General features: G+C 50.8%; 20 protein-coding genes. 6 read left to right on the top strand and 14 right to left on the bottom strand.

What is annotated here, in order from left to right; all coding sequences use genetic code 11:
- Positions 1-12: 12 nt before the first annotated feature.
- From IPN95_17935 to IPN95_17960, 6 genes are all read right to left on the bottom strand, one after another.
- The gene (locus IPN95_17935) at positions 13-969 is read right to left on the bottom strand and encodes a hypothetical protein (protein MBK9451250.1); all 957 of its coding nucleotides are present in this window, start codon (positions 967-969) and stop codon (positions 13-15) included.
- Positions 970-1058: 89 nt separating this feature from the next.
- Positions 1059-2039 carry a hypothetical protein gene (locus IPN95_17940; GenBank protein ID MBK9451251.1) on the bottom strand — a complete coding sequence of 327 codons (981 nt, stop codon included), beginning with the start codon at positions 2037-2039 and terminating at the stop codon, positions 1059-1061.
- Positions 2040-2088: 49 nt separating this feature from the next.
- Positions 2089-3936 carry a tetratricopeptide repeat-containing sensor histidine kinase gene (locus IPN95_17945; GenBank protein ID MBK9451252.1) on the bottom strand — a complete coding sequence of 616 codons (1848 nt, stop codon included), beginning with the start codon at positions 3934-3936 and terminating at the stop codon, positions 2089-2091.
- Between the two features lie 283 nt (positions 3937-4219).
- Positions 4220-5026 carry a BtpA/SgcQ family protein gene (locus IPN95_17950; GenBank protein ID MBK9451253.1) on the bottom strand — a complete coding sequence of 269 codons (807 nt, stop codon included), beginning with the start codon at positions 5024-5026 and terminating at the stop codon, positions 4220-4222.
- 42 nt (positions 5027-5068) lie between these two features.
- Positions 5069-6181, bottom strand: coding sequence for a lactonase family protein (locus tag IPN95_17955; protein ID MBK9451254.1), 1113 nt, complete (start codon positions 6179-6181; stop codon positions 5069-5071).
- Positions 6182-6467: 286 nt separating this feature from the next.
- The gene (locus IPN95_17960) at positions 6468-7172 is read right to left on the bottom strand and encodes an NUDIX domain-containing protein (GenBank protein MBK9451255.1); all 705 of its coding nucleotides are present in this window, start codon (positions 7170-7172) and stop codon (positions 6468-6470) included.
- Between the two features lie 17 nt (positions 7173-7189).
- On the opposite strand from IPN95_17960, the gene IPN95_17965 reads away from it, so the two are divergent.
- From IPN95_17965 to IPN95_17975, 3 genes are all read left to right on the top strand, one after another.
- Positions 7190-7843 carry an orotate phosphoribosyltransferase gene (locus tag IPN95_17965; GenBank protein MBK9451256.1) on the top strand — a complete coding sequence of 218 codons (654 nt, stop codon included), beginning with the start codon at positions 7190-7192 and terminating at the stop codon, positions 7841-7843.
- Between the two features lie 41 nt (positions 7844-7884).
- Positions 7885-8379, top strand: coding sequence for an NADH-quinone oxidoreductase subunit C (locus IPN95_17970; GenBank protein MBK9451257.1), 495 nt, complete (start codon positions 7885-7887; stop codon positions 8377-8379).
- 276 nt (positions 8380-8655) lie between these two features.
- Positions 8656-9279, top strand: a complete 624-nt coding sequence (locus IPN95_17975) for a hypothetical protein (protein ID MBK9451258.1) — start codon at positions 8656-8658, stop codon at positions 9277-9279.
- 149 nt (positions 9280-9428) lie between these two features.
- Here IPN95_17975 and IPN95_17980 read toward each other — a convergent pair whose 3' ends face one another.
- Genes IPN95_17980 through IPN95_17990 form a run of 3 tightly spaced genes read right to left on the bottom strand, consistent with a single transcriptional unit; the run spans position 9429 to position 11316 of the window.
- The gene (locus IPN95_17980) at positions 9429-10346 is read right to left on the bottom strand and encodes an aspartate carbamoyltransferase catalytic subunit (GenBank protein MBK9451259.1); all 918 of its coding nucleotides are present in this window, start codon (positions 10344-10346) and stop codon (positions 9429-9431) included.
- Positions 10347-10904 carry a bifunctional pyr operon transcriptional regulator/uracil phosphoribosyltransferase PyrR gene (gene pyrR / locus IPN95_17985; GenBank protein ID MBK9451260.1) on the bottom strand — a complete coding sequence of 186 codons (558 nt, stop codon included), beginning with the start codon at positions 10902-10904 and terminating at the stop codon, positions 10347-10349.
- On the bottom strand, positions 10897-11316 hold the full coding sequence (locus tag IPN95_17990; GenBank protein ID MBK9451261.1) for an EVE domain-containing protein: 420 nt from the start codon (positions 11314-11316) through the stop codon (positions 10897-10899). The genes pyrR and IPN95_17990 overlap by 8 nt, the downstream gene beginning before the upstream one ends.
- A gap of 121 nt (positions 11317-11437) precedes the next feature.
- Between IPN95_17990 and IPN95_17995 the strand changes: the two genes are divergently transcribed.
- From IPN95_17995 to lon, 3 genes are all read left to right on the top strand, one after another.
- The gene (locus IPN95_17995; GenBank protein ID MBK9451262.1) at positions 11438-11794 is read left to right on the top strand and encodes a hypothetical protein; all 357 of its coding nucleotides are present in this window, start codon (positions 11438-11440) and stop codon (positions 11792-11794) included.
- Positions 11795-11907: 113 nt separating this feature from the next.
- Positions 11908-14997 (top strand): protein translocase subunit SecD, encoded by a 3090-nt coding sequence (gene secD / locus IPN95_18000; protein MBK9451263.1) that lies wholly within the window; start codon positions 11908-11910, stop codon positions 14995-14997.
- Between the two features lie 205 nt (positions 14998-15202).
- On the top strand, positions 15203-17701 hold the full coding sequence (gene lon, locus IPN95_18005; GenBank protein ID MBK9451264.1) for an endopeptidase La: 2499 nt from the start codon (positions 15203-15205) through the stop codon (positions 17699-17701).
- An 8-nt stretch (positions 17702-17709) separates the two neighbouring features.
- On the opposite strand, the gene IPN95_18010 is transcribed toward lon, so the two are convergent.
- Genes IPN95_18010 through IPN95_18030 form a run of 5 tightly spaced genes read right to left on the bottom strand, consistent with a single transcriptional unit; the run spans position 17710 to position 25596 of the window.
- On the bottom strand, positions 17710-20124 hold the full coding sequence (locus tag IPN95_18010; GenBank protein ID MBK9451265.1) for a DUF3536 domain-containing protein: 2415 nt from the start codon (positions 20122-20124) through the stop codon (positions 17710-17712).
- Entirely contained in the window at positions 20121-22049 is a 1929-nt protein-coding gene (gene glgB, locus IPN95_18015; GenBank protein MBK9451266.1) for a 1,4-alpha-glucan branching protein GlgB, read from the bottom strand. The genes IPN95_18010 and glgB overlap by 4 nt, the downstream gene beginning before the upstream one ends.
- Positions 22042-23013: a hypothetical protein gene (locus tag IPN95_18020; GenBank protein ID MBK9451267.1), complete on the bottom strand. Its 972-nt coding sequence runs from the start codon at positions 23011-23013 to the stop codon at positions 22042-22044. Before IPN95_18020 ends, glgB begins: the two co-directional genes overlap by 8 nt.
- On the bottom strand, positions 23010-23651 hold the full coding sequence (locus IPN95_18025; GenBank protein MBK9451268.1) for a hypothetical protein: 642 nt from the start codon (positions 23649-23651) through the stop codon (positions 23010-23012). Before IPN95_18025 ends, IPN95_18020 begins: the two co-directional genes overlap by 4 nt.
- Entirely contained in the window at positions 23575-25596 is a 2022-nt protein-coding gene (locus tag IPN95_18030; GenBank protein MBK9451269.1) for an alpha-1,4-glucan--maltose-1-phosphate maltosyltransferase, read from the bottom strand. The genes IPN95_18025 and IPN95_18030 overlap by 77 nt, the downstream gene beginning before the upstream one ends.
- Positions 25597-25862 lie beyond the last annotated feature (266 nt).

A 25862-nucleotide genomic window follows, 5' to 3' on the forward strand; every position in this document is an offset into this window, starting at 1 on the left:
AGTAATTCAAAATCAAAGTCCCATCTCCTCGCGCAAGCCAATGTCGGCATTGCGGTGAAAATTCCAGTAATCTAATTTTTTGGTGACAATGCGGGTCGCTGAAGTTGTGAAATGTTTCGCGGCAGGCCCAAAGCCCTCCTCATAATCCTCTTCCCAACCCAAAATCGTGTGTGGGAAGTCCTTTTCGTACCGAATTCGTAATGTGCGGCTGCCATCGCTGTACACGACTTGATAAATGTTGACACCCGCGCTGTCTTCAGGCAATTGGCTGCCCATGACGGTGACGGGGTCCATTGGCTTGTGCCGAAGTCTTGTATAAATCGTCGCAGGAATCATTTTGAAGGTGCCCGTCGGCAACTTTTCCGGGGCAATGCGAAGGCGTGTCCAGATGGCATCCTCGGGCAAGACCCCGTCCAAAATCTTGCTTTGGTCACCTTCGCCAGGAAAATAAGAGTGTATCGTCAGGTCAAATTTTTTGTTGTGCTCATTGAGTTGGGTATAGGTATGTCCGCACCATTCTTGGGAGGAAGTTGCGACCTTCAGCGGAATCGGGTGGCGATCTACATCCAAAGGAGAGGCGACCGTCATCAGAATCGAATAGGGATAAATACCGGTCACAAATTTCTTTTCATAGTTGAGTTTGAGGACAGGCATTTGCGGACCATTGGTGCCGTCGGCCTTGGTGAGCTCCTCCGTCGAAAAGTCCTCCGCTACAAACATCAACATTGCCGTGCCAGCGTGCATCTCGCCATATCGTGCCTGATTCAAGCGGTAGCTTGTCAATTCGGCCTTTCCTTCATGCCAATATGCCTTGAATTGGGCGCTTGGCTCGTAAGGTTCTGCAATGTGGGCCTTACGTTCCTTGGTATGTTTCTCGACATCCGCAAACCAATAGATCCCCATACAAGCGATTGGAATCAACAGCACGGGCACAAAAACCAACGTCGAAAGGGTAATTTTTAGTCGCATATCGATTCAATTACAAAGAGAACTCAACCTTTTCAAGGATTTCAAAAATACGAAACTTGCTGCGCATGGGAAAGGTCCTCCGCTTCACCTCAGGAATTCGTGGAAGGTAAAGCGGCATCGACCACCTCACCCAACCGGTGCAAATCCAATTGAATATGCGTCTCTCCGGGATGCGAAATCGGGACAAACTTCTTTCCGTATTGTACGTCCCAAAATTTGTAAGACGTTCTTTGATAGACGGTTGTCCCAAAAGAATCGTCGAAGGCCTTGACCAGGATGATGAATTCGGCATCGCAGGCTTCGAGAAAGGATGGTTCCTTGCCCCAGAGCATGCTTTTTTCATCAATCGGATGCACGACGGTCCAGCTCAAAGCGAAAATGTTGATTTTGCTGATCTCCAAATCGAGCAATTCAAAGTCGCGTTTGCCTTCTTTGAGGTCGATATAGGATAGCATGACTTGGACTTCTGCCTCGATCAATTCACTGCTGCGCTCATTGGCCATGCGAAACATAAAAGCAGATTTGCCTTCGTAAGGTGCGACAATGGCGATTTCGCTGAATTTGATACGGGCATTGGGTCGGGAAAATCGTCCATAAAGTAAACCGGTCGCCAAGGCGAATCCGAGCAGGCCAAGCATGGATTCAATCGCGGCGATGGTGCTCGCGGCGGCGCCTACGGGAGCAATGCGGCCATAGCCCAGTGTAGTGATGGTTTGCGCACTGAAAAAGAAGGCATCGAGAAATTGATCGAAGGCGGTGATGCCGGTGGTGCCCGCAAGGCTATCGACGCCCACGAGCAAATAGGCGCCCGAAAAAAGCAGGTTGATGACCAGATAAAGCACGACAACGCCGCCCACAAAGTGCGTCCAGGGCATGAAAATGAGCTTCTGATAAAAATCGTAGGGTCTGAATCTGCCCCGACCGCGTTTGATCACGTTGGTGCTTCCATCAGGATTGATCATCCGCACACGCTTGCCATAGACCTTGTTTCCAAAGCCCAATTCGCGTTCTGCCGCCCCAGGTGTCGGACCAGACTGCGGTACGCCAACTTTGTTTTGATCCTGCTCCAAATTGTAAAATGATTGAATCTAAAATGAAACCGGATGATTCCCAAATGGTTTACTTCGGCGCGCGAATTCCGATTTTGAAGGAAGTTCCTTGCCCCACGACGCTTTCAAATACCAATTCAGCCTGAATCCGCTGCGCCAACGCTTTGACGATGGAAAGCCCAAGTCCAGTCGAACTCTCCCCTCCAGTGGGGCGTGCGCCAAGACGCTGGAATTTGCGAAACATTTTTTTCTGGTCTTCCGCCGAAATTCCCGGTCCCTCATCGCGAATCAAAATCCATGCGGTCTCATTCTTCTTTTCCAAGGAAATGTGGATCGATTTGCCCTTGGGGGTAAACTTGATCGCATTGGAAATCAGGTTGTCCAGAATTCGACCGAGAAGCTTTTCGTCAGCACGGGCCACTACCTTGTGAACAGCCAAAGTGATCGCGATCGACTTCTCCGCAGCTGCATTGCTGAATCCATGAAGGGAATGTTCGATTACCTCATCCAAGGCAACTTCGCTCCATTCGACGCTGAGCTGACTGTTTTCATAAGCATTGAGTTCCAGAAGATCTTGAATCAAACGCCCACCTTCGTCGGAGACTTTTTTGATCATTTGGACAAACTTCTCCTGTTCCGGACTCAGTTGGCCCATGGTCGAGATCAGTTCAGCCAAGGCGGCAGAGCGGTTGAGGGGGGCACGAAGGTCATGGGCAACAATTCCAATCAGCCCGTCTTTTTCAATGTTGACCTCCTCCAATTGTTTGTTTTGCAACGAAAGCACTTCATTCTGCAAGACGATTTCCTCTTGTTGCCGTTTAATTTCGTCGTTTTTGAGCGTTAAGAGGGTCATCATGCGGTTGCGTTCTCTTCCACGCAGCACGACCACCACCAACAAAGCCACGGTCAGGAAAAAGCCGACTGAAATGCCAATGGCCAACCACATCCATCGCGACTTTTCTTTCAGATCGCTGATTTTTGCCTCCTCGACAAGGAGCTTTTCTTTGTTCAGAAGCTCAATTTCAAGTTGTTGGCGTTTGTTTTGGTAGGCCGCCTCGAGTTGCGCGGCCTGTTCGGCCATTTGCGGTCGATAGATGGAATCCTGCATCAAGGCCTCTTTCTCAAAATGGATGGCGCTCAGCTTGAAACGCCCCATTTTGAAATACAGCCTGCCCCAAAGTTGATGCAATTGTTGAATCCGAATTTTTTCTTGGGCCTCCATCACGAGTGGATCAGCCTTTTTGAGCTGAATTTCAGCAGCCTCAAATTCTTCTCGGGCAAGATGCACATTCGCGATGTTCATCAAAGTGTTGCCAATGCTGCTTTTGGAGGGAACGGCTGCCATGTATTTGTAGCGAAGGGCCGTTTCATACAATTTGATCGCACTATCACCCTCCGTGAAGGGGTTCATGAGATTGGCCAAATTGTTATAGGTGGCTGCAAAATGGCCCCAAAGGGTCGTTCCTTGCAAAATTTGGAGGTTTTGAAGCAATTGCTTTTGGGCTTTGACCGTGTCCCCAAGGTTGGAATAAACCACCGACATGTTGTGCAATGCACCAACCCTGCCTTTTAGATTTTTCTTTTTATCGTAATGCGCCGCGGCCTTGCGCAAACTCGAGAGGGCTTTGTCATGCTGCTCCAGTTGCGATTGCACCAGCCCGATGCTCATCAACGACCGTCCCATGCCAAGGTCATCTGAAATACTTTGATACAGTTTCAATGCCTCCAACGAACTCGCCATGCTCAAATCATAAGCGCCCAAATGATTTTGAATTTCGCCATAACAGGCCTTTGCCATCGCCAGACCTGAGATAAAACCGATCGAATCTGCCAAATGCATGGCATCATTCAGGTAGTCAATCGCAAGTTGGTATTCGCTATAACGTAGCTGCTCGGCAAGTTGGTTGAGAATGTCCACGCGAGAAGTGTCTTGTGGCGCATTGATCAGCAGAAGTTGAAGGCTATCTGCCCGGCGATTTTGTGCATGCGAGGGCTGTGCCCAACATAGCAGACAAACAACCCATACGATTAATTGAAAATTCGCCAATCGTGAACGCACGAAATTCCTTAGTGGTAACTGCAAAACGCATCACAAATTAGTATGCGGGAGTCAGAATCCAAGCGAAAAGGTCCAATGGAGCTTGAAAAGCACCTAGAAAAGATCGGATGCCTTGTGTGTTCATTTCATTCGGAGTTGGTTATCAATTCGTTTCCTTCAAGGCCGAGACCAACCTTGCCGAACGCTCAAAATCCACTTCGCGCCGCCAATCCCCATTGACCTTGATGCTGCTCCCGACGATGAATCCGTTACAGAGGCGTGAATAGTCCGTGATGTTGGTCGCATCAATTCCTGAACCCACCAAAACAGGAAGTGCGGTATGGCCTTGTAAATCATTTAATTCGGAGGTGGATGCGGTTTTGCCCGTTGCCGAACCGGTCACGATCAAGCCATCGCTATGAAAGAATTCAGCGGCATGCGCTGTCTCGGTCAAGCTGATGTCAGCAGTTGCGGCATGGGCACTGTGTTTTTTCTTGATGTCGGTGAGAATGAGAATGTTTTCCGCGCCGATTTGTTTGCGGTAGCGCAACAAAGGTCCGGCATCGGCATCCATCCAGCCTTCATCCGCCAAATGCCCGAATACAAAACCCTCTGCACGGATGAAGTCCAATCCGGCGGCGAGCGATGCCCCCAAGGCGGCCTGATTGGCACCTGCGAGAATCTGCATGCCGGTGGGCAGGTTGAAGGCCTTTTTGCAAAGGTAGGCGACCAAGGTCATCAAGGCCGAAACTTCATGCCCGACTTCGCGCCGAAGGTAGGGGAGGTCGTGCATATTTTCGAGGAGAATCGCGTCCATGCCTGCGCGCTTGAGGGTGGCCGCATCCCGAAGGGCCGCGTCAATGATTGCCTGCACCGAACCGCCATACGCGGCTGTTCCCGGCAGGGCTTGGACATGCACCATGCCAATCAAAGGCTGCGCGCAGCGCATCGTTTCCGTAAACTTCTCCATCATCGGAAAATTAGCAGGGACAGACTGCATTTACAAGGACGATCATTCTTGAAGCGAACCGTAGGTTCGCATCCAAAGACTTGATGGGTTTTTCATTCGAATGTCTTTCCCCACCGTGGTCAACATGCCCGTGTTGGAATCCCGCCTGAAGACCACCAAATTCCCCGTAACTTGATTGGCAACGATCAAAAATCCACCGTCGGGACTGATGCAAAAATTCCGCGGATGGTCGCCCAGAGTGCTTGAGTACGCCACGAAGGTCAACCCACCGGTAACCGATTCGACCGAAAAAATGGCAAGTGTATTTTCGTTTTCCCCGCGGTTGGAGGCATACAGAAACCGCCCGTCAGGCGATAGATGAATGTCTGCGCTGCTGTAAATCTCCCGCTGCTTGGAATTGGCAAAAACACTCTGAATCGAATCCAAGCGACCATTTTGATAGCGGTAGGCCGTGATCCTTCCGCTCAATTCCTCGATGCAATAGGCAAAATTTCCATTCGGATGGAAAGTCAAATGCCGCGGGCCTGCAGCGGGGAATGATTTTATGGTCCCTTCCGCGTTTTCTTTCAAAGGCAATGAACCGGCTGCCGAGAAGGCAAACATTCGAATCTTGTCAGCACCCAAGTCCGGCACGAACAAAAAGCGGCCATCCGGTGAAAATACGGCGGCATGCGGATGGGACTTTTCCTGCCGCAACTTGTACACACTGCTGTCGGAAAATTGGATTCGCTGCGAATAAGGGCCGATTTCTCCCTTTTCATTGACTGGAAATGCTGCAATCGTTCCTTCCGAATAGTTGGCCACCGCGATCCATTTTCCATCGGGATGCACCGAAACATAAACCGGATTGGCGCCACCGCTCGGTTGCCTTGAAATGCGTTGCAAACCGCCATGAATGCTGTCAATCGCAAAAGAAGTTACACCGCCCTCGCTCGGCATCTTCGTTTCGGTGCAGGCGAAAAGAAATTTTCCGTCCGGAGATACCGTAAGGAAGGACGGATTGACGATATGCCCAACCTTGCCCATACTTCTTGAGCGAACCGGTTTCAGGATCAAACCCGAAAACCCGGATCCCGTTCCCAGGCTCACCATCGGTATAGCTCCCGACAAAAAGCAATGTTTGTGGAGCCGAATGTTGACCAAAAATAAAGCCACTGAGCCCCATCAGCCCAAAAAGCAACCCCAAAATCCGAATGTGGAACGCTACAACCATACTGAAAATCCTAGTTGAGATGATTCTGAAATCAAAGTGACGATGTTGATATTCAAGGAAATCAAGGCAATCGCTCACAACCCGGGCGCCCATTCCGTCTTAGATTCCTGAGGCCCCATTCGATTTACCAGCACCAGAAAAAGGCACCGGTCAACCAAGGAAAATCCTCAATACGCCCACAGCCCCCAAAAACAGACTTTTCACTTTTCACTATCCACTTTTCACTTCTCAGGCTTTTTCCCCATGCGTGGCGCACATGAGCGCGACCAATTCCATGATCTGCGGATAAGTTTTGAGTTTTGCCTCGCGGAGGTCGGCAAGCGGCATCCAATGGACTTCGGTAATGCCTTCGTTGAGCTGTGGGACGAGTTTGGGGCGGCCTTCAATGCTCATGCGGTACCAATGGGTGGTTTTGAACCGCCATTTTTCCCTTCTGTCGAAGATGTGGTAGGTACTGCGCAGTAGTTTTCCTACGCGGTGGTCGAGAATCCCGGTTTCTTCAGCGACTTCGCGCCACGCACCTTGTGGCGTGGCCTCGCCCTTTTCGAGTTTTCCTTTGGGAAGATCCCATTTTCCGTCGCGCACGATCATCAGCAGTTCGTCAAAATTGTTCACCACGAGTCCGCCGGCCGCTTTGATCGTTTTGAAAGCCTCGATATAGCGGGTCTCAAACGCCCGCATCTCCTCTTCTGTGTTGAACAACAGAATCAAATGCGCGCGACGCAAGGCTATCCGGGGATCCTGATGAATCCGCAGCAATTCCTTGCGCTTGAGTCCCGTGGCATCTGTGTAGAAGACTTGGTTCTGAAAAAACAATTCGCCGCAAAGCAGCCGCTCCTCGATCTGGGCCAAGGGTTGGACCTCAAATGTGAAGTGCGGGTTTTCATGCCGCAGTTCAAAGGAGATCGCAAAGTTGTCTGCAAATATTTTCATAATTTCGCCACCGCAAGATGGAAACTTCGACGACAAAAATCGCAGAGCAACTGTTAAAAATCAAAGCCGTTCAGCTCCGGCCTGAAAATCCTTATCGTTGGGCATCGGGTTGGCGGTCTCCCGTTTACTGCGATAACCGCCTGACGCTGTCATTTCCAGCTTTTCGCAGGGAAATCACGGACGCACTCGTGGAAATTATCCTAAAAAATTATCCACAGGCGACGGGTGTTGCCGGCGTAGCCACCGCTGGAATTCCGCAAGGAGCGTTGGTCGCTGATCGTCTTGGGCTTCCTTACATATATATAAGGTCTGAACCGAAGAAACATGGCATGGGCAATCAGATCGAAGGACGCCTGCAGCCGGAGTTGAATTACGTGGTGGTGGAAGACCTGATTTCGACAGGAGGAAGCAGTTTGGCAGCTGTGAAGGCATTGCGCGAGGCCGGAGGGAAGGCTGTCGGGATCGCTGCGATGTTTGACTATGGATTCCCGCATTCGGTGAATGCCTTTGCCGATGCCGATTTGGAATGCAATGCCATCGTGATGCTTGATGACCTTTTGGCAAAAGCGGTGGAAATCCACTATATTCAGCCCGGCGAAATGGAAGTGATCCAGTCGTGGCGGAAAGATCCCGTCGCTTGGACAGCAAAAATTGAAGCTGCAGCCCAATAAGGCTTTTTGTAAAATACTGTAAATGAATTGGATTCGATAATATGAGCGCGATTCAACTGAACGATTACCAAGAAATCCAGGACTGGGTTGTAGGCATCAATTCCTATGCTGGCGAAACCACCATCGAGGTCAAAGCCGCCGCAATCGTGCAGGTCTGCGAAATTTTGAAAGAAAAATTCGATTTCAATTACTTGGCCGACATCACCGCCATCGACTATTATGTGGATGGCGACCGTTTTGGTGTAGCCTATAATTTGGTGAGCCTCGCCGGCAAAAAGCGTTTGCGCATTCTGGCCCGCCTTCCAGAGCACGAACCAACGATTCCTACCGTTGTAAAGGTCTGGCAAGCAGCCAATTGGTTTGAACGCGAATGCTGGGACATGATGGGCATCAAATTCCAAGGTCACCCTGACCTTCGCCGCATCTACATGCCCGAAGACTTTGAATATTTCCCGCTTCGCAAGGAATTCCCCTTGATTGGCATCCCAGGCAGCATTCAGGTTCCAACGCCTGATGGGCCGAAGGAGTACAAATAAGGAGCAGAATTGTCTGAATCAGAATTTACAGAATTTGCAGAATTTTCGGAATCCTGCAGGATTCTGAATGTAGAAAGTGTCTGTTTTGTGAGTACACTTTGTCCAGCTAGCCACAAAAAATTCTGTTCATTCTGCAAATTCTGAGAGTTCTGATCAAGAATGGAACAGTTGTTGATAAGTCCTGTTATTGAAATTCTGCTGAATTTCATGTAACTTCGGGACTGTTTGAATAATTTCACGATTGGAATGAGGCATTATCTACTTATACCATTAGTCTTGGGGCTATCCTTGGTATTGCCTGCAACCATTGATATTTCTGCGCAAGCGCAAGATGACCTGAAGGTTATCTTGGTGGATCTCAACGTCAAAAATCCGGCTGATGCTGGGAAATGCTACGGCAATTCCTTTGATTCTAAGCGCGTTGAGCTTTCGCTTGACATGGATGACCCACTCAATACGCTGGAAGACTTCGCCATGATGGAGGATCCCTTGGAGGGTCCTGACTGCTTTATGCCTGAATTGAAGGTGATCTTCCGTGAATACACCTACGTTTTCAGCATGTATTGCACGGCGGTCAAGAAATATGGCAATTCTGCGCCTTTTATTCCTTCTGCAAAGGCCCTGAAGCCTGACGTGGAAATGACGGAATCCGTTGTGGAACTCTTGGATGATCTCCGCAAAAAGCATTTTGGAACCTCTGTGGACCCCAAGATTGCCGCTGTTTTCAACAAACCGATCAAAATTGAAGACGAAAAAATCGACGACTCCGACCTTTTCAAGGAGGATGACGACGACAAAGACATCGAAAAGGATGCCCTCGACAAAGAAGGCTGGTTCGACAAAGTCAAGGATCCGACACTGGAGGAAGACGAAACTCCAGAGGATGACGGAGACAATTGACCCTCTGAAGAATGAGAAATTAGAAATTAGAAATGAAAAATGGGTGTTGTATTCGTACGACACCCATTTTTCATTCTTCATTGCTCATTTAGCTTCGCTGAATGCTCCGCAATTCTCATTTCTCATTTCTCATTTCTCATTTCTAATTGCTAACTGCTCATCGCCAGCAAGTACATCACGGCCATTCGCACAGCAACGCCGTTTTCTACTTGATCCAGAATGATCGCTTGGTCGCAATCGGCCACTTCGGCAGAAATTTCCACGCCGCGGTTGATCGGGCCCGGGTGCATGACCACCAATTTTTTCTTGGCAGCTTGGAGGCGCTCCATCGTCAGGCCGTATTGCATGCTGTATTCGCGGAGCGTCGGAAAATACCGCACATCTTGTCGCTCGAGTTGAATGCGCAGCATGTTGACGGCGTCGGCCCAGTCCAAAGTTTCCTTCAAATCATAACTCACCTCGACACCCAATTCGTGGATGTGCTTGGGAATCAGTGTCGGCGGCCCGCAGACGCGCACATGGGCGCCAAGTTTCTGCAGCGCAAAAATGTTGCTCAGCGCGACCCGGCTGTGCAGGATATCACCGATGATCGCAACATTCAAGCCCTTCAATTCGCCGAATTTTTCCTGCAAAGAGAAGCAATCCAGCAAAGCTTGCGTCGGGTGCTCATGTGCGCCATCGCCGGCATTGATGATCTTGGCATCGATGTGCCGGCTCAAAAAGATCGGCGCACCTGCATTGGAATGGCGCATCACGATCATGTCGACCTTCATCGCCAGGATGTTGTTGACGGTATCCAGCAAGGTTTCCCCCTTTTTGACGCTGCTGCTGCTTGCAGAGAAGTTGATGATATCCGCAGAAAGCCGCTTCTGTGCCAGCTCAAAGGAGATTCTCGTCCGCGTCGAATTCTCGAAAAAGAGATTCGCCACGGTCACATCCCGCAAGGAAGGTACCTTTTTGATCGGCCGGTTGATCACATCCTTGAATTCTTGCGCCGTCTTGAGGATCAGCCCAATGTCTTCGGCGGTGATGCCTTGGATGCCTAATAGATGTTTGGAGCTCAGCATTTATCGCGATTCAATTCTCACACTGTCTTCGCCGCCACTTTCTTTGAGGCGAACAATTACTTTTTCTGAGGGCAGGGCATCGACGGTGATGCCGGTATAACGTGCCTCGACGGGCAATTCACGTTGACGGTTGCGGTCCACGAGCACGAGCAATTCGACGGCGCTTGGCCTTCCGAAGGCAAGCATCGCGTCCATCGCTGCCCGGATGGTGCGTCCTGTATATAAAACGTCATCGATCAGAATGACGCGTTTGCCTTCGACCAAAAAGTCCACCTTGGTGGCATTGGCGAGGAGCGGGGAGGCGTGTCGGCGAACATCGTCACGGAAAAAAGTCACGTCCAATTCGCCGTAGGGGAGTTTTGCCTCGGGCAACAATTGCTGCAAGAGCCCGTGCATGCGGCGGCCCAAATAGACGCCGCGTGGCTGAATGGCGAGCATTGCGCTGTTTTTGAAGTCGATGTGGTGCTCGATCAACTGATGGCAAAGGCGCAGCAGGGTAACATCGAGTTGCCCAGGCAGGAAAAGGTCTAGAATCTGCGTTGGAGGGGTGCTATCCATGTTTTGCGTTGTCTGCAAGTTGGAGAATATGCTCGAATTCATTCGAAGTCACCGGCTGAACCGATAGTCGGCTGATCCGCAAAAGTACCATTTCTGCTAATTGGGGATCGGTTTTGATTTCGTCCAAAGTCACGTGACGCGCGAGCAAGCGTTCAGGAGCGATGCGCACTGCCACCCAACGCTCATCGTCCGTACTCGGATCCTGATAGGCGGCTGTGACGATGCGCACGACACCGACGATGGCACGTTCCTTCCCGGAATAATACATCAGCGCGAGATCGCCTACGGCCATGGCTTTCAGGTGATTGCGCGCAGCATAGTTCCTCACCCCATCCCAATGGGATTGCCCTTCGCGTTGGAGATCTTCCCAAGAAAAGGCTTCGGGTTCAGTTTTCAGCAACCAGTAATGCATTATGCAATAAAAATTGGGCTGCAATTTGCCGAAAAAAAAGGCGACAAACATCAGAAAATCGATGGGTTACCTTTTGGTCATAAGCGGAATTAACCCTAGATTTGAAATCTTTTTCAGCGGAATGCGTCAATTTAATCGGATTTTAGGTTTTGTAGCGGTGAGCTTCGTGCTGCTCTTCCTCGGAAGGGTCAGCAAGACGAGCTTGTACACCGTCTATTTCAAAACCATCGCCGAGGTTGAAATTCGCAATTCGCAGGCACTGGATTTTGGTGACGCCCATTTCGACATTGCATCCTCCAAAGAAGTTGGAAGCGAAGGGAATGTTGTTGTTGGCGGTTCTGCAGCCTTTTTTGCATGTTTTAAGTTTTCCGAATTCCATTCGCCAAATCAATCCTCAGGCTCCATTGCTTCACAGGCGGTCCCAACCTTGGGTTTGCGCTGCTTTATGGATGTCGCACCACGCGCTCCCGGCGCCTGACAAACCAACGTTCACCCTCACAGCTTTGTGATGTACCACTTCGACCTTCCCATGGTCGCTTCAGATGATTTTTCTTAGCATTGAATATATAGCTATCTGTTTTCTAAACTCAAATGAGAAATAAGAATACCATTATCGCATTGCTGGTGATTTTCACCGGGATATGCTTGTTCAACCTCTTCATGACCTATCGGGCGTTTAGCATGGAAGCGCAGCTGAATGCAGCAACCCCCGAGCAGGCAGAGGCCATGCGCCGCGAGGAAGGTTTCAAAGAGGACTATGACTATGCCCAACGCAACGCTTTCTCGCTCGGATTGGACCTTCAAGGTGGTCTTTTCGTGACTTTGGAAGTTGGTGTTGAGGACATCTTGCGTGAATATGCTGGTGCTACCGGCATTTCTGACCCTGACTTCGAAGTCGCACTCAAGGCGGCAATCGAAGAAAAGATCACAAGTCAAGAAGACCTTGTGGAATTGTTCCACAAGAACCTGATTGCCGTTTACGACAAAGCCAATCGCCCAAAGCCTGTCATGCAGGGTTCCGGCGAATCGATCCTTTTGGCACGTTACTTCGCAAGTCAGGCCCGTGGCATCAACGCCAATGACGCCGACGAAAAGGTAAAAGCCAAGTTGAAAGGCGATACCGAGGCTGCAATCGAAAACACGTATACGATCATCCGTAGCCGTATTGACCAATTTGGTGTGAGCTCACCCAACTTGCAATTGCAGGCAGGAACGGGCCGCATCTTGTTGGAACTTCCTGGTGTGAAAGATCCAGACCGTGTGAAGAAATTGCTGCGCAACTCTGCAAAGCTGGAATTCCGCGAGACGGTTGCTTACAATGATGCATTGCCAACGCTGAACGAAGTCGACCGTTTGGTCAAGCGTATCATGGACCGCGAAGCCGGCATTACACCTGTTGCAGAAGTTGACACTACCGCCAATGACAGCAGTGCAACTGCCGCCACCGACGACAGCACCAAAACCGTTGCAGCAAGTGGCGACACGGCAAAAAGCAGCATCGATGACCTGTTCAATGGCAAGACCGACTCCGCAACAGCATCTTCGGACTCTGCAGGTGATTCAGCCAATGCAACAGCCGATGCTTCCAAAGACTTGGAAAAATTCAAGAAGGAACACCCATTTTTGGCTTTGTTTGACTTGACCATGCAAATGCAAGGTGACAAGCCATTGATCGGTGTCGTTTCTTTGGGCGATACAGCTACGATGAACAAGTGGCTGAATCACCCTGAAGTTCGCGCCATCATGCCTTACTATGTGAAGTTCCTCTGGGAAGCCAAAGTCGATACCGACCGTGGCGCAGAGTACAAAAACAAATTGGGTTTGATCGCGATTGCCAGCAACCCAGAAGACAAGGCTAAGTTGGAAGGCAACGTAGTGGTAGACGCACGTCAAGACTACGAGCCAAATTCGACCAATCCGATGGTGTCCATGAACATGAACGCCGAAGGCGGTACCATCTGGCAAAAGATTACCCAAGACAACTTGGGCAAATGCGTGGCCATCGTGCTTGACAACTATGTTCAGACTTATCCAACGATCCAAAGCGTGATCAGCGGTGGTCGTTCACAAATCACGGGTAACTTCACCGTCGATGAAGCCAAAGACCTTGCAAACTTGCTCAAAGCAGGTGCGCTTCCTGTCAAGGCGAAAATCCTCGGTGACTCGCAAGTGGGTCCTACGATGGGTGCTGAAAACCTGAACAAAGGTTTGATCTCCTTTGTGGTTGCATTCTTCGCGGTGATTGCCTTCATGGGCTTCTACTACCGCGGCGCTGGTATGGTGGCCAACATCGCGTTGATCATCAACTTGCTGTACATCTTCGGTGTATCTGCTGCATTGGGTGTCGTCTTTACGCTGCCTGGCCTCGCGGCTGTGGTTTTGACCATGGGTATGGCGGTGGATGCTAACGTGCTTGTTTTCGAACGTATTCGTGAGGAAATGACGCATGGCAAAGGCCACAAGGCAGCTGTGCAAGCAGGTTTCAAGAATGCATTCAGCACTGTGATGGACTCCAACATCACCACTTTCCTCACCGGTTTGATCTTGTTCTGGTTCGGTATCGGCCCAATCGCTGGTTTCGCGGTGAACTTGATGATTGGTATCGTGACTTCCTTGATCTGCGCACTTTTCATTACACGTATCATTGTTGAGTACTTCGGTGAGCGTTTGCCAAATGGTCTGAAATTCGGTACTGATTTTACGATCAATATCTTCAACCACGTGAAGATCAAGATGACACAACGGAAGAAGTTCTTCTATGGTTTCTCCGGGGTCTTGACGGGTCTTTGCATCTTGAGCGTTGTCGTTTTCGGCTTCCGCACCGGTGTCGAATTTGACGGTGGCCGTCAGGTCAAAATTGAATTCGCATCCGCAGTGAGCACAGAAACGATCCGTGGTCCATTGACAGCTGCGTTTGACAACAAAGCTCCGCTGATTCGTGAAATCTCCGGTTCCAATACGATGTTGATCACGACCAGCTACAAAAGCGATGATCCTGCTGGCTCACAAGTGGTCAATGATGAAATCTTGAATGTCATCAAAACCGCTGCTCCTGGTTCAGAGCCTAAGATCATCGAAAGCGTGGTCGTCGGTCCTGCTGTGGCTAGCGATATCAAGAAAAGTGCAGTTTTGTCAGTTGGTTTCTCCCTCTTGGCGATCTTCCTCTACATCTTGTTCCGTTTCCGCAGGTATCAATACTCCATCGGTGCATTGGCAGCCTTGGTGCATGACGTGGCAGTGACCATGGGCTTCTTCTCCTTCTTCGGACACTTTGATGGCATCCTGCCTTTCTCCTTGGAGATTGATCAGGCCTTCATCGCGGCGATCTTGACGGTGATTGGTTTCTCAATCAACGACACCGTGATCGTGTTTGACCGTATCAGGGAAAACCTGGCGGAGATGAAGTCGTCTTCCTTGAGCACGATTTACAACGAAGCGATCGACCGTACCTTTAGCCGTACGATCATCACCTCCGGTACCGTGTTGCTCACGATCTTGGTGATGTTCTTCTTCGGTGGGGACGTGATCCGCGGGTTCATGTTTGCATTGTTGATCGGTATCGGTGTCGGTACCTATTCTTCGATCTTCGTGGCGAGCCCGATTGCTTATGACATGATCCGTGCAGTGGAAGGTGAGAACCGCGAGAAAATCAAAGCTCCGGCTCCTGCTCCAAAGCTGTAAGGAAATATTACTTGTTAAAAAGCCCCTACAGCTGCATGTTGTAGGGGCTTTTTACTTCTATCTGCAATCTTGTCAGGTAGATTCGGCGATGTTGGCGGATCATTGTCCTATTTTGGCGAACTTTGAACTGCGGCACCACCTTTGTTGCTTTTGCCAAGCTTGCCATGACACTCTGTTGCAAGCCAAGAATTTGATTTGATTTCGAATGGAAAATATACGACTCGCAGACGCATCCTTTGTCGACAGTGACTTCCCCATGCTCACCGAAGCCGAGGAAAAAAGCATGTTGGCCGAGCAGGTGCCTGAATATCTGGGGATTTTGCCCTTGAAAAACACCGTCCTCTACCCTGGCGTTGTCATTCCGATTACCGTTGGAAGAGACAAATCGATTGCCTTGGTAAAGGAGGCCTATGCGACCAAGGACCGTGTTGTGGGTGTAATTGCCCAACGCAACATGCATATCGAGGATCCGGAGCCGACGGACATGCATCGTTTTGGAACGATGGCGCGCATTCTCAAACTCATTCGCATGCCGGATGGAAGCATAACCATCGTGATTCAAGGCCGAGCACGGTTCGAAGTGGTCGAGTTTGTGCAGGAGGACCCTTATTTCAAGGCACGGGTCAACAAGCTGCAAGAAGAATATCCGACCAAAAAGGAAGCGCAGGCTTTGATGCGTAGCCTCAAGCGGCAGGCCCAGCAGATTATTGAGATCAGTCCCAATATTCCGACCGAGGCCCAAGTGGTCTTGCAAAACATTTCAGGTCTCACTTTCCTCGTTTATTTCATCGTCTCCAACCTGAATCTCGAAGTTACCGAGAAGCAGCAGGTGCTGGAAATGAACTCCTTGCTCGAAAAGGGCCAACAAGTTCTCGGATTCATGGGCAAGGAATTGGCCATTCTGGAACTGAGCGAACAAATTCATAGCAAGGTTCGAACCGATCTCGATAAGCAACAACGCGAATACTTCCTCCGGCAGCAGATCAAGGCCATTCACGACGAATTGGGTGAAGGCGGCTCCGAAGGCGATATCGAAACGCTGCGCAAGCGCGCTTCTGAAAAAGTTTGGCCCAAGCGCGTGCAAGAAGTCTTTGACAAGGAGATTTCCAAGCTCGCACGCATGAATCCCATGCAGCCCGATCATGGTGTCGTGCTGAATTATTTGGACTGGATGCTGGACATGCCTTGGCAAAAATATTCCGAGGATGTTTTTGACTTCCCGCGCACACGGGAGATTCTGGAAAATGACCATTACGGGCTGGAAAAAGTCAAGGAACGTATTGTCGAATTCCTCGCGGTTTTGAAGCTCAAAGCCGACAAAAAAGCCCCGATCCTTTGTTTTTACGGCCCTCCCGGGGTTGGAAAAACCTCGTTGGGCAAGTCGATTGCGAGTTCGTTGGGCCGCGAATTTGTGCGTATTTCGCTCGGCGGATTGCGTGACGAGGCGGAGATTCGTGGCCACCGCCGCACGTACATCGGCGCGATGCCCGGTCGCATTATCCAAGGTCTCAAGAAAGCGAAAACCAGCAATCCGGTTTTTATGCTCGACGAGATTGACAAAGTGGGAAATGACTTTCGCGGCGATCCGTCTTCTGCTTTGCTGGAAGTGCTTGATCCAGAACAGAATGATTCGTTTCAAGACCATTTTCTGGAAGTGGAATACGACCTCTCGCAGGTGATGTTCATTGCCACGGCAAATTCCTTGGCTACGATCCACCCCGCATTGCGCGACCGCATGGAGATCATCGAGATCAATGGCTATTCGATCGAGGAGAAGATGGAAATTGCCAAGCGGCACTTGATTCCCCGGGCAAGAAAGGACCATGGATTGAAGGCAAGTCAGCTCAAAATTGCTGATACAGCCTTGCGCCGCATCATCGAAGGCCATACCCGCGAATCAGGCGTACGCAACCTCGCCCAAAAAATCGCAAGCGTGTGTCGGGCCACCGCGAAAAAGATTGTCGTGGACGCATTGCCAAGCGTTTCTGTCAAACCCAACGACATCGAATCCTACCTGGGCGTGTCGCATTTGGAGAATGACACGTATCAGAAGATCACTTCGCCGGGCTTTTCCATCGGATTGGCTTGGACCCCCACGGGCGGTGACATCCTTTTTATAGAAACCTCGCTGAGTCGCGGCAATGGCCAATTGACGACGACCGGACAGCTTGGAGATGTCATGAAGGAGTCCGCCATTTTGGCACATAAGTATCTGAAAGCCCATAGCAAGCAACTCGGGATTGAGCACGAATTGTTCAACCATTGGGATTTGCATATCCACTTTCCGGCTGGCGGAACGCCCAAGGATGGTCCTTCGGCAGGTATTTCCATCATGTCGGCCATCGCAAGTGCCTACACCCAACGCAAAGTCGCCCAAAAATTGGCGATGACCGGTGAAATCACGTTGCGCGGAAAGGTCCTGCCGGTAGGAGGCATCAAGGAAAAGGTGCTCGCAGCCAAACGCGCCGGCATCAAAACGCTTTTGCTCTGCAAGGTCAATAAAAAGGATGTCGAGGAGATCAATCAGGATTATATCCAGGATCTCAACATCATCTATGTCGAGCGGATGGACGAGGTTTTGGAACATGCCTTGGAAAAGACCCGTGTCCCTGACGCGTTGGACTTGATGGAGCCCGTGCGCGAGGCGCGCAAGCGCAAACAGCACCGCGACGATGCCGAATTGGGGTTGATGGTCAGGCATTGACCGCCTCCCTAAACCCGCTCCTTCACCAAAATGCTTTGAACATCCATTTGGATGATCTCACCGAGTTGGGCGAGTGATTTATGAAATGGTCCATCCAATTCGTTGGTTTTCAGCCCACGGATGCGTTTGAACACAATCTCTTGCAATTTGGAAAGGTCGGGTTCGATGCCGATCGGGCGAATCACTTCGAGCACCTGCCGAATGTTGACGAGCGCCTCTTCGCGGTTGGTGCGGGAAGGAATGCTCTCTGCCAATCTGCGCAAACGGTGCCCTGCCTTGTACCGGAATTTCTCAACATCGATCTGAATATTCCATTTTTCCAGTTCCTGAACGCGGTTTTTGAGTTTGCGAATGGAAATGCGGCGATCCGAGTCCTCAAAAAGTGCTTCCAAGTCGCTGTTCAACACCTGCTCCAAATTGCGACGCAGGATTTCCGGAACTTCAAGCCCCGAATCGCGCATCACATTCATCAGGTTGTAATTGCGGTTGTTGATTTTCTGGTAAGAAATGCTCGCCTGCGTCAATTCTTCCTTCAAAATCGCATTCAGCAGGTTGAATTGCTCGTCTTTGAACATGTCAAAAAAGGCAAACGTGCGCTGATTGGGGATGGTATGCAGCAATTCGATGACGGCGCTGAGGTTGCTGCGATCGAATGCCTTTTTGAGATGTGCTGCAAATTCGCGGTATTGTTCCGTGGCCCATTCTCCGAAGGTATGCCCGATCACATGGTGTTGCCCAAGGTACAAAACCACGAAGCTGAACGTTTCCTCGTACAACGTCACCTTCGAGCGCACGCGTGTAACGCCGAGCGCGAGGCGCTGTGTACCAGCATTGTAGCGTTCAAATTCCTCGCTTTCGCATTCGTAGTTGAGCACCTCCTGCTTTTCGCCATCCTCACTGAAAATCGAACGCAAGGCATAGTGCATCCCGACTTGCGTAAGATTCAAGCGGGCAGGGGAGACGTATTGCGCGTAAACTTCACGGGCATTGGCAAATTGCGGCATGTTGCTCGGGGCAGCCTCCAATTGTCGCAAAAATTCGGTTTCGAGATCCACACCAAAGTAGAATTCAGCCAATTGAATCCCGCGGTTGGCATATTGCAGAATTTGGACCGGTTCGATGCCTGAGATTTCGTCAAAAAACCAGCCGCAACTCGTGAACATGTACAGGGATTGCCGTTGCATTTCAAGCAGTCCCAGAATATGCGTTTTGGCTTTTGCCGAGTGTTCGCCCGGCACGTAGGCGCGCAAAAAGGCCTTCGCCCGCTGAATACTGCGTTTCAAAGGAACTTTGACATATTCATTGCGCAAGGCCCAGCAGTTGGGATGGTAATGCGCCATTTCGACTTCGTAAATCGCGGCAAACTGATTGCGGAGCCAATCCAAAGCCTCGCGCAGCGGCTTCCGCCATTCCTGCGTCCAACCCGCCTGACCGCCGGTATTGCAACCGCAATTGCTGCGCCAACGCTCGACGCCGTGCTCGCAACTCCACGAACTGTTTTCGACGATTTCGACCTCATATTCGACTTCCGCGAGGCTCAGGAATTGGGCATAATTGGTGAGTTTGACCTTCGAATGCGTTTCAATATAGTTCATCGCAAAGGCCAATGCCATGTCGCCGTTGCGGTGATGATGACCAAAAGTTTCGCCATCGGTCGCAATATGCACGAGTTGCGGGTCTTTCAAATCCGGGTCAAACCCATTCAAAAGGCTCTCAGCAAAGCGTTTTCCATCCTGCAAAATGCCGCCAAAAGCCACCATTTGGGAACGGTCGCCATCGTAGAAAAACAAGTAAATGGTCTTTCCAGAAGGTAGGCGACACAGGTAGGGACGCTGCGTTTCAATACCCAGTGTCCAGGTTTTGGTTCCGATTTTGCGGAAATGTTTGCCCTGTCTCGGTGCCAAAACGGTGAATTCAATCCCCTGTTCAGCAAGCACTTCCAAGGTTTCTGTATCCACTGCGGTTTCTGCGAGCCACATGCCTTTGGCGGGCCTTCCAAAGCGTCTTTCGAAGTCTTGCAAGCCCCAATTCACCTGCGTTTCCTTGTCGCGGCGGTTGGCGAGGGGCATGATCATGTGGTTGTAAACCTGCGCCATCGCCGAACCGTGGCCACCAAAATGCTTCTGACTTTGTTTGTCGGCGTCCAATATCGCTTGATAAATGTCCGGCCGCTTTTGCTCCATCCAGCTCAGCAAGGTTGGCCCGAAATTGAAGCTCATCTTGGCGTAGTTGTTCCGGATGTCGACGATGCGCCCTTTTTCATTCAGAATGCGGGAAACCGCGTTGGGACCGTAACATTCGTCGGTAATACGCTCATTCCAGTCATGCCAAGGCCGGGCGGATTCCTGTACCTCAATCTGCTCTAGCCAGGCATTTTCGCGGGGCGGCTGATAAAAATGGCCGTGGATGCAGATGTATTTCATGCGTTGCGACGGTAAATGATGATGCCCAAAGGCGGCAAATTGAGTTCGAGCGACTGCGGATGCCCGTGGGATGGAATCGGTTTGCTTTTGGCACTCACGAGAATGCTGTAATTCGATCCAAAAAACTTCGAATCGTCACTGTTCAAAGCCAAGTTCCATTCGCCAGCGGCATGAATACCGATGCGGTATTTGTCGTGGGGTCTTGGCGTGAGATTGATGACTACCAACAGGTCGTCCTTTTCGTTCAACCCACGCCTGATGAATGCCAAGACGCTGTTTTCATGGTCGGCATGGTCGATCCACAACATTCCTTCGCTCTCGAATCCGCGTTCATACATTGCAGGTGCGCTGCTGTACAAGGTGTTGAGCGCTTTGACCCAGCGGCTCACACCTTGGTGCGGGGCGTGTTGCAGCAAATCCCAATGCAGGCTGTCATCCGCCACCCATTCGCTTGTTTGGCCGATTTCGGAGCCCATGAACAGCAATTTTGTCCCGGGATGCGTGTACATCCAGCCGTAAAGCAGGCGCAGATTGGCGAAGCGTTGCCATTCGTCGCCCGGCATGCGCCCGATCAGCGGCCCTTTTCCATGAACGACCTCGTCGTGGGAGAGGGGCAACATGAAATTTTCGGTGAAGGCGTACGTCAGGCTCTGTGTGAGTTCGTTTTGGTGGTATTTGCGGTAAATCGGATCGTGCTTGAAATATTCCAGGGTGTCATTCATCCAGCCCATCATCCATTTCATGCCAAAGCCCAATCCACCGAGAAATGTCGGACGGGAAACCAGCGGCCAAGAGGTACTTTCCTCTGCAATCATTTGAATGTCAGGGAATCGGGCATAGACAGCTTCGTTCAATTCCCGCAGCAACGAAACGGCTTCCAGGTTTTCGCGGCCGCCATATTGATTGGGAATCCATTCGCCGGCATTCCTGGAATAATCGAGGTAAAGCATGGAAGCCACCGCATCGACGCGGATGCCGTCGGCATGGTAGTTGCCCAACCAAAAAATCGCCGAACTGATCAAAAACGAACGCACCTCATTCCGCCCGTAATTGAAAATATAGCTTTTCCAGTCGGGATGGAAACCTTTGCGCGGGTCCTCGTGCTCGTACAAGGCTGTGCCGTCGAATCGGTAAAGCCCATGGGCATCACCCGGAAAATGGCTCGGTACCCAGTCCAAAATCACGCCAATCCCTTCATTGTGAAAGGCTTCGACCAAGTGCATATAGTCTTGCGGAGTCCCAAATCGTGAGGTGGGCGCAAAATAGCCCAATCCCTGATAGCCCCAAGATCCGCCAAACGGATGCTCCATCACCGGCATGAATTCCACGTGCGTGAAGCCCATTTCCTTGACGTAGGGCACCAATTCCGCCGCCAATTCCGCGTAGGTCAAGGAGCGCATGCCTTCCTCGACTTTGCGTTTCCAACTTGCCAAATGCACCTCATACACCGAAAACGGGCGGTTCAGCGCATTGGCTTGACTGCGGGTTTGCATCCAATGTTGGTCGTTCCATTCATGCTGAATGTCCCAGACCACGCTCGCTGTCCTTGGCGGAATTTCCCAGTAGTAGGCGAATGGATCGGCTTTTTCATGTTGTTGGCCATCTACTTTGCTGAGAATGTGGTATTTGTAGGCTTCGCCGTTCCCGATTCCAGGAATAAATCCTTCCCAAATACCAGACCCATCCCACCGTGGATACAGCGGATGCTCATGTGCCAACCAGAAATTGAAATTTCCGATGACGGTGACCCGTTCCGCATTCGGTGCCCAAACGGCAAATTGAACGCCTTTTTGACCATCGACCTCGATCAAGTGGCTGCCCAGCTTCAAATGAAGGTCGTAGTGCTTTCCAGTCCTGAAAAGCGCGATGTCTTCGTCACTGAAGAGGCTATGCGCCAAGACGTTGGGGCGATTCGAATCAGTCATTGTTCAAAATTTGGTTGAGACCTTTGAGCGGAATAATCACCCAATCCGGGCGGCTGTTGAGCTCGTAACCGAGCTCATAAATCGCCTTTTCAAAGATGTGGTAACGCAAGAGGAAATCGATTTCCTGATAATAGCCGATGTTGAGTCCGTTGTCGAATGCGGTATTCAAATAAGTATCAAGGAACACGGCGACAATCGCACGGTAGTACCTGCCGCCGGCTTCGGCCAGATTTTCTTCAGACATTTTGAAGTTGTGGTCCCCAAAAATGGTGGCAAAAACTGCATAATGAAACGAACGGATCAACCCTGCGACATCCTTGAGCGGCGAATGTTTGACCTTGCGGTCACGGATCGTTGCTTCCGGTTCGCCTTCAAAATCAAGGAAATAGAAGTCTTCTTCGGTACGCAGGATCTGCCCCAAGTGAAAGTCGCCGTGGATACGAATCCGCGAACTGTTCAAATGGGATTCGTCAAAACTGAGAATGCGGTTTTTGACTTCGACCTTGCGGGCAAGGAATTCTTCGGCATAGACCCGCGCCTGCGGGGAAAGGTTGGGCATCACGCTTTCCATCGTCGTGATGCGGTGGTCGAGCATGTACAAAATGCGGTTCAGCAACCAAACCTTGTAGTCTTCGGAGTAGGGGATCGGCGTAAAAGCCGTGTCACTGCGATCCAAAAACAAGGCCAAATGCAGTTCGACGGTACGTTTTGCCAGCAATTGCAAGGCCTGAATGGTGTCCTCGCCGATCAAGGCCGGGTAAGGCTCAGGCAACTTGCTTGCATTCAGCGGCTTGTAAAGCGGGACTTTGGCAAGGTCGGTCGCGGCCAATCCTGAAGCTTGCAACCTGCGAAAATAGGCTTCGACACGCCCCAGAAAATACGGCCACGCATCTCCCTGATTGTCAACCTTCAACTGCATCAGGCCGAGGGTGACTTTGTAGAAGCCGGGTTTGTTCCACGTCACCGATCCGCAATAGGCGGGAGTATTGTGGAAACCTGTTTTTCTGAGAGAAAGCGGCTCACCTCAAAGTCTGGATTAAGGCCGCGGTAGAGTTTGCGGTAAATCTTGAGGTAATATTTGTCGTTGAAGACGATGGTCGAATTGCTTTGCTCGGCATTCAACAGCCTGGAAACCAATTCTTCGCCGGGTTTCCAAGTGAGCGCACTACCGCGTTCCATATCCAAGGTGCCTGCGCCAACGTCGAGTTTGAGGTTCTCCTGCACATTGCGAAAAAGCCCTTCCCGAATCACTGGAACATGCAAAGCATCCACGAGCCAGCCTTTGTTGCCGTTGACATCGAGGTTGGCGATCAGGCCTTCGGGCTCGAAGTCCTCGCGCATCCTGAAACTCAACGGGAGCAAATAGGTATCCGAATTCGAAGTCTGAAACGTGACCTCGATCATGAGCAAATGCACCAATTCACCACCGAAGGAATACTTCAGGTGAATTTCGATCTCATGTTTTTTGATGTTGGCGCTTTTGGCTCCAAACCAGCGGCGCGTCATCAGGAAGTCCGGCAGGACTTTATCCACCAAGTGCTTCCGCAATCGGCTGTCTTCCAGGAAGCTGCTCCAGCTGTGGGTGGTTTTCAGATCTACCATTTTGAGTGAGTGATTTCAGTTGAAACAAATGAAAGGGGAGTGCATGGGGATTCAATTCGACGTAATTCCACTCTTGATCCCAGCGGTAAGTGTTGCCAGTGAGCAGGTCGTGGGCCTGAAAAGCTTGCCCGGGACGTAATCCGATGAGATTCAGCGGGACTTGCACCCAACCCGATTGCACATAATGCGGATCCAGGCTTACGACCATCAACAGGGTATTTCCCGTGGCCGCATCGTGTTTGCAATACGCGATAATGTGCTCATTTTCAATGCTGCAAAATTGCAGGTTGTGCATGCGGTGAAACGCGGGATTGGCTTTGCGCGCTGCATTCACCTTGGTCATCACATACGTCAGGCGGTTGCGTTTTTCCCAATCCCAATTGCGGATTTCGTATTTCTCCGAATCCCAATATTCCTCGCGACCCGGCACGGCCTCATGCACAAGATATTCATAGACAGGTCCGTACATGCCGTAATTGCTTGACATTGTTGCCGCCATGAAATAGCGCACCAAGTAAATGGCCTCGTTGCCGTTTTGCAGGTGCCAAGGCAAAATGTCGGGCGTATTCGGCCAAAAATTCGCGCGAAAATACTCCTTGCCCGGGCCTTGTGTGAGTTCGGTGAGGTAATCGGTGAGCTCGCGTTTGCTTACCCGCCATGTATAATAGGAGTAGGACTGCGAAAATCCGGCCTTGGCCAATTCGTGCATGACCTTGGGCCGGGTAAATGCTTCCGACAGAAAAATCACGCCCGGATCGACTTTGTGCGCCTCCGCAATCACCCATTCCCAGAAACGGTAGGGCTTGGTATGCGGATTGTCGATGCGGAAAATGCGGACTCCTTGCTGCATCCAATAATGAATCACGCCCCAAAGCGCGTCCCAGAGGTTTTTCCAGTCCTCGGTCTCGAAGTAAATCGGAAGGATGTCCTGATACTTTTTCGGCGGATTTTCGGCGTATTGCACGCTGCCGTCGGGGCGCCACTTGAACCATTGCGGATGTTCCTTGACCCAAGGATGCTCCGGCGCGCACTGAAACGCGATGTCCATCGCCATTTCAAGCCCATGGGCTTCAGCATCAGCGATCAGGGCTTTGAAATCTTCCAGCGTTCCCAGCGCGGGCAGGATGTCCGTATGCCCGCCTTCGCTTGCGCCCACGCCCCAGCAGGAGCCGGGTTCGTCGGGGCCGGCAGTCAATGAATTGTTTTTCCCCTTCCGGAAACCGCGCCCAATCGGATGAATCGGCGGCAAATACAGCACGTCAAAACCGAACTCCTGCAAGCGCGGCAGCAGCTTTTGCACATCTTTAAATGTGCCATGCTGACCCGGTTCGCGCGAAGCTGACCTTGGAAAAAGCTCGTACCAAGCGCTGAATTCGGCTTTTTGACGGTCTACCCAGAGCTTGCGCACAGGGTATTCCACCGGCCAAGCTTGCTTGGGGTATTGAAGGAAAAGCGCATGCAATTCGTCGGACAAGGCTGCGGTGACTGCCGCTTCATAGCTTTCAGAATCGGCAAACAAAGCCTTCCATTGGACCAAAATCGCCTTTTCTGCGACTTCTACGAATCCGAGCAAATGGTCCAGATGCTGTATGCCATCGAGCAATTCGACGTTGACGTGTTGCCCGCCTTCGACCTTGCGACCGAGTTCGTGTTGCCAATTGAGGGCATGATCGACCCAGCCCATGGCCTTGTATTCGTATTCGCCAACTTGATCCAGGTCGAATGCAGCTTCCCAGCGGTCATTCACGAGGTGAATGAGCTGTACGCTGCTCCAGTTGCCTTGGCCGCCATGGCGGTAGAGGAGGTGGCCGTTGACCACGTCATGGCCATCGCCAAACAGGTCGACTTGCACGACAAATCGGTCACCGACAACGCGTTTGACCAAAAACCGCCCGCCATCGACTTCGGGGCTTAGATTTTCCAGGATGACCCTGCTTTGGGACATAATTTCAATGAATAAGTGTCATTCGGACACTAAGATAGGGAAAAACTGAATGAATGCCCGTTGAAAATGGACGAGGTTGGTTTACAGGCACTCTTTTTGGAGAAAATTTCGCGTATTAGATCATAAAACAAGTTGATGGAAGAGATATGGAAGTTGGATGCTGAGGAGCAGCTTTTGATTGCCAAGGCGATTTTGGAAAGAGCTGAGGATTCTGGGATGCCCCATTCCATTGAATTTGAAGAGGAACAGATTTGGTACCAAAACTT

Source organism: Bacteroidota bacterium (assembly GCA_016718825.1).
Taxonomy (GTDB): domain Bacteria; phylum Bacteroidota; class Bacteroidia; order J057; family JADKCL01; genus JADKCL01.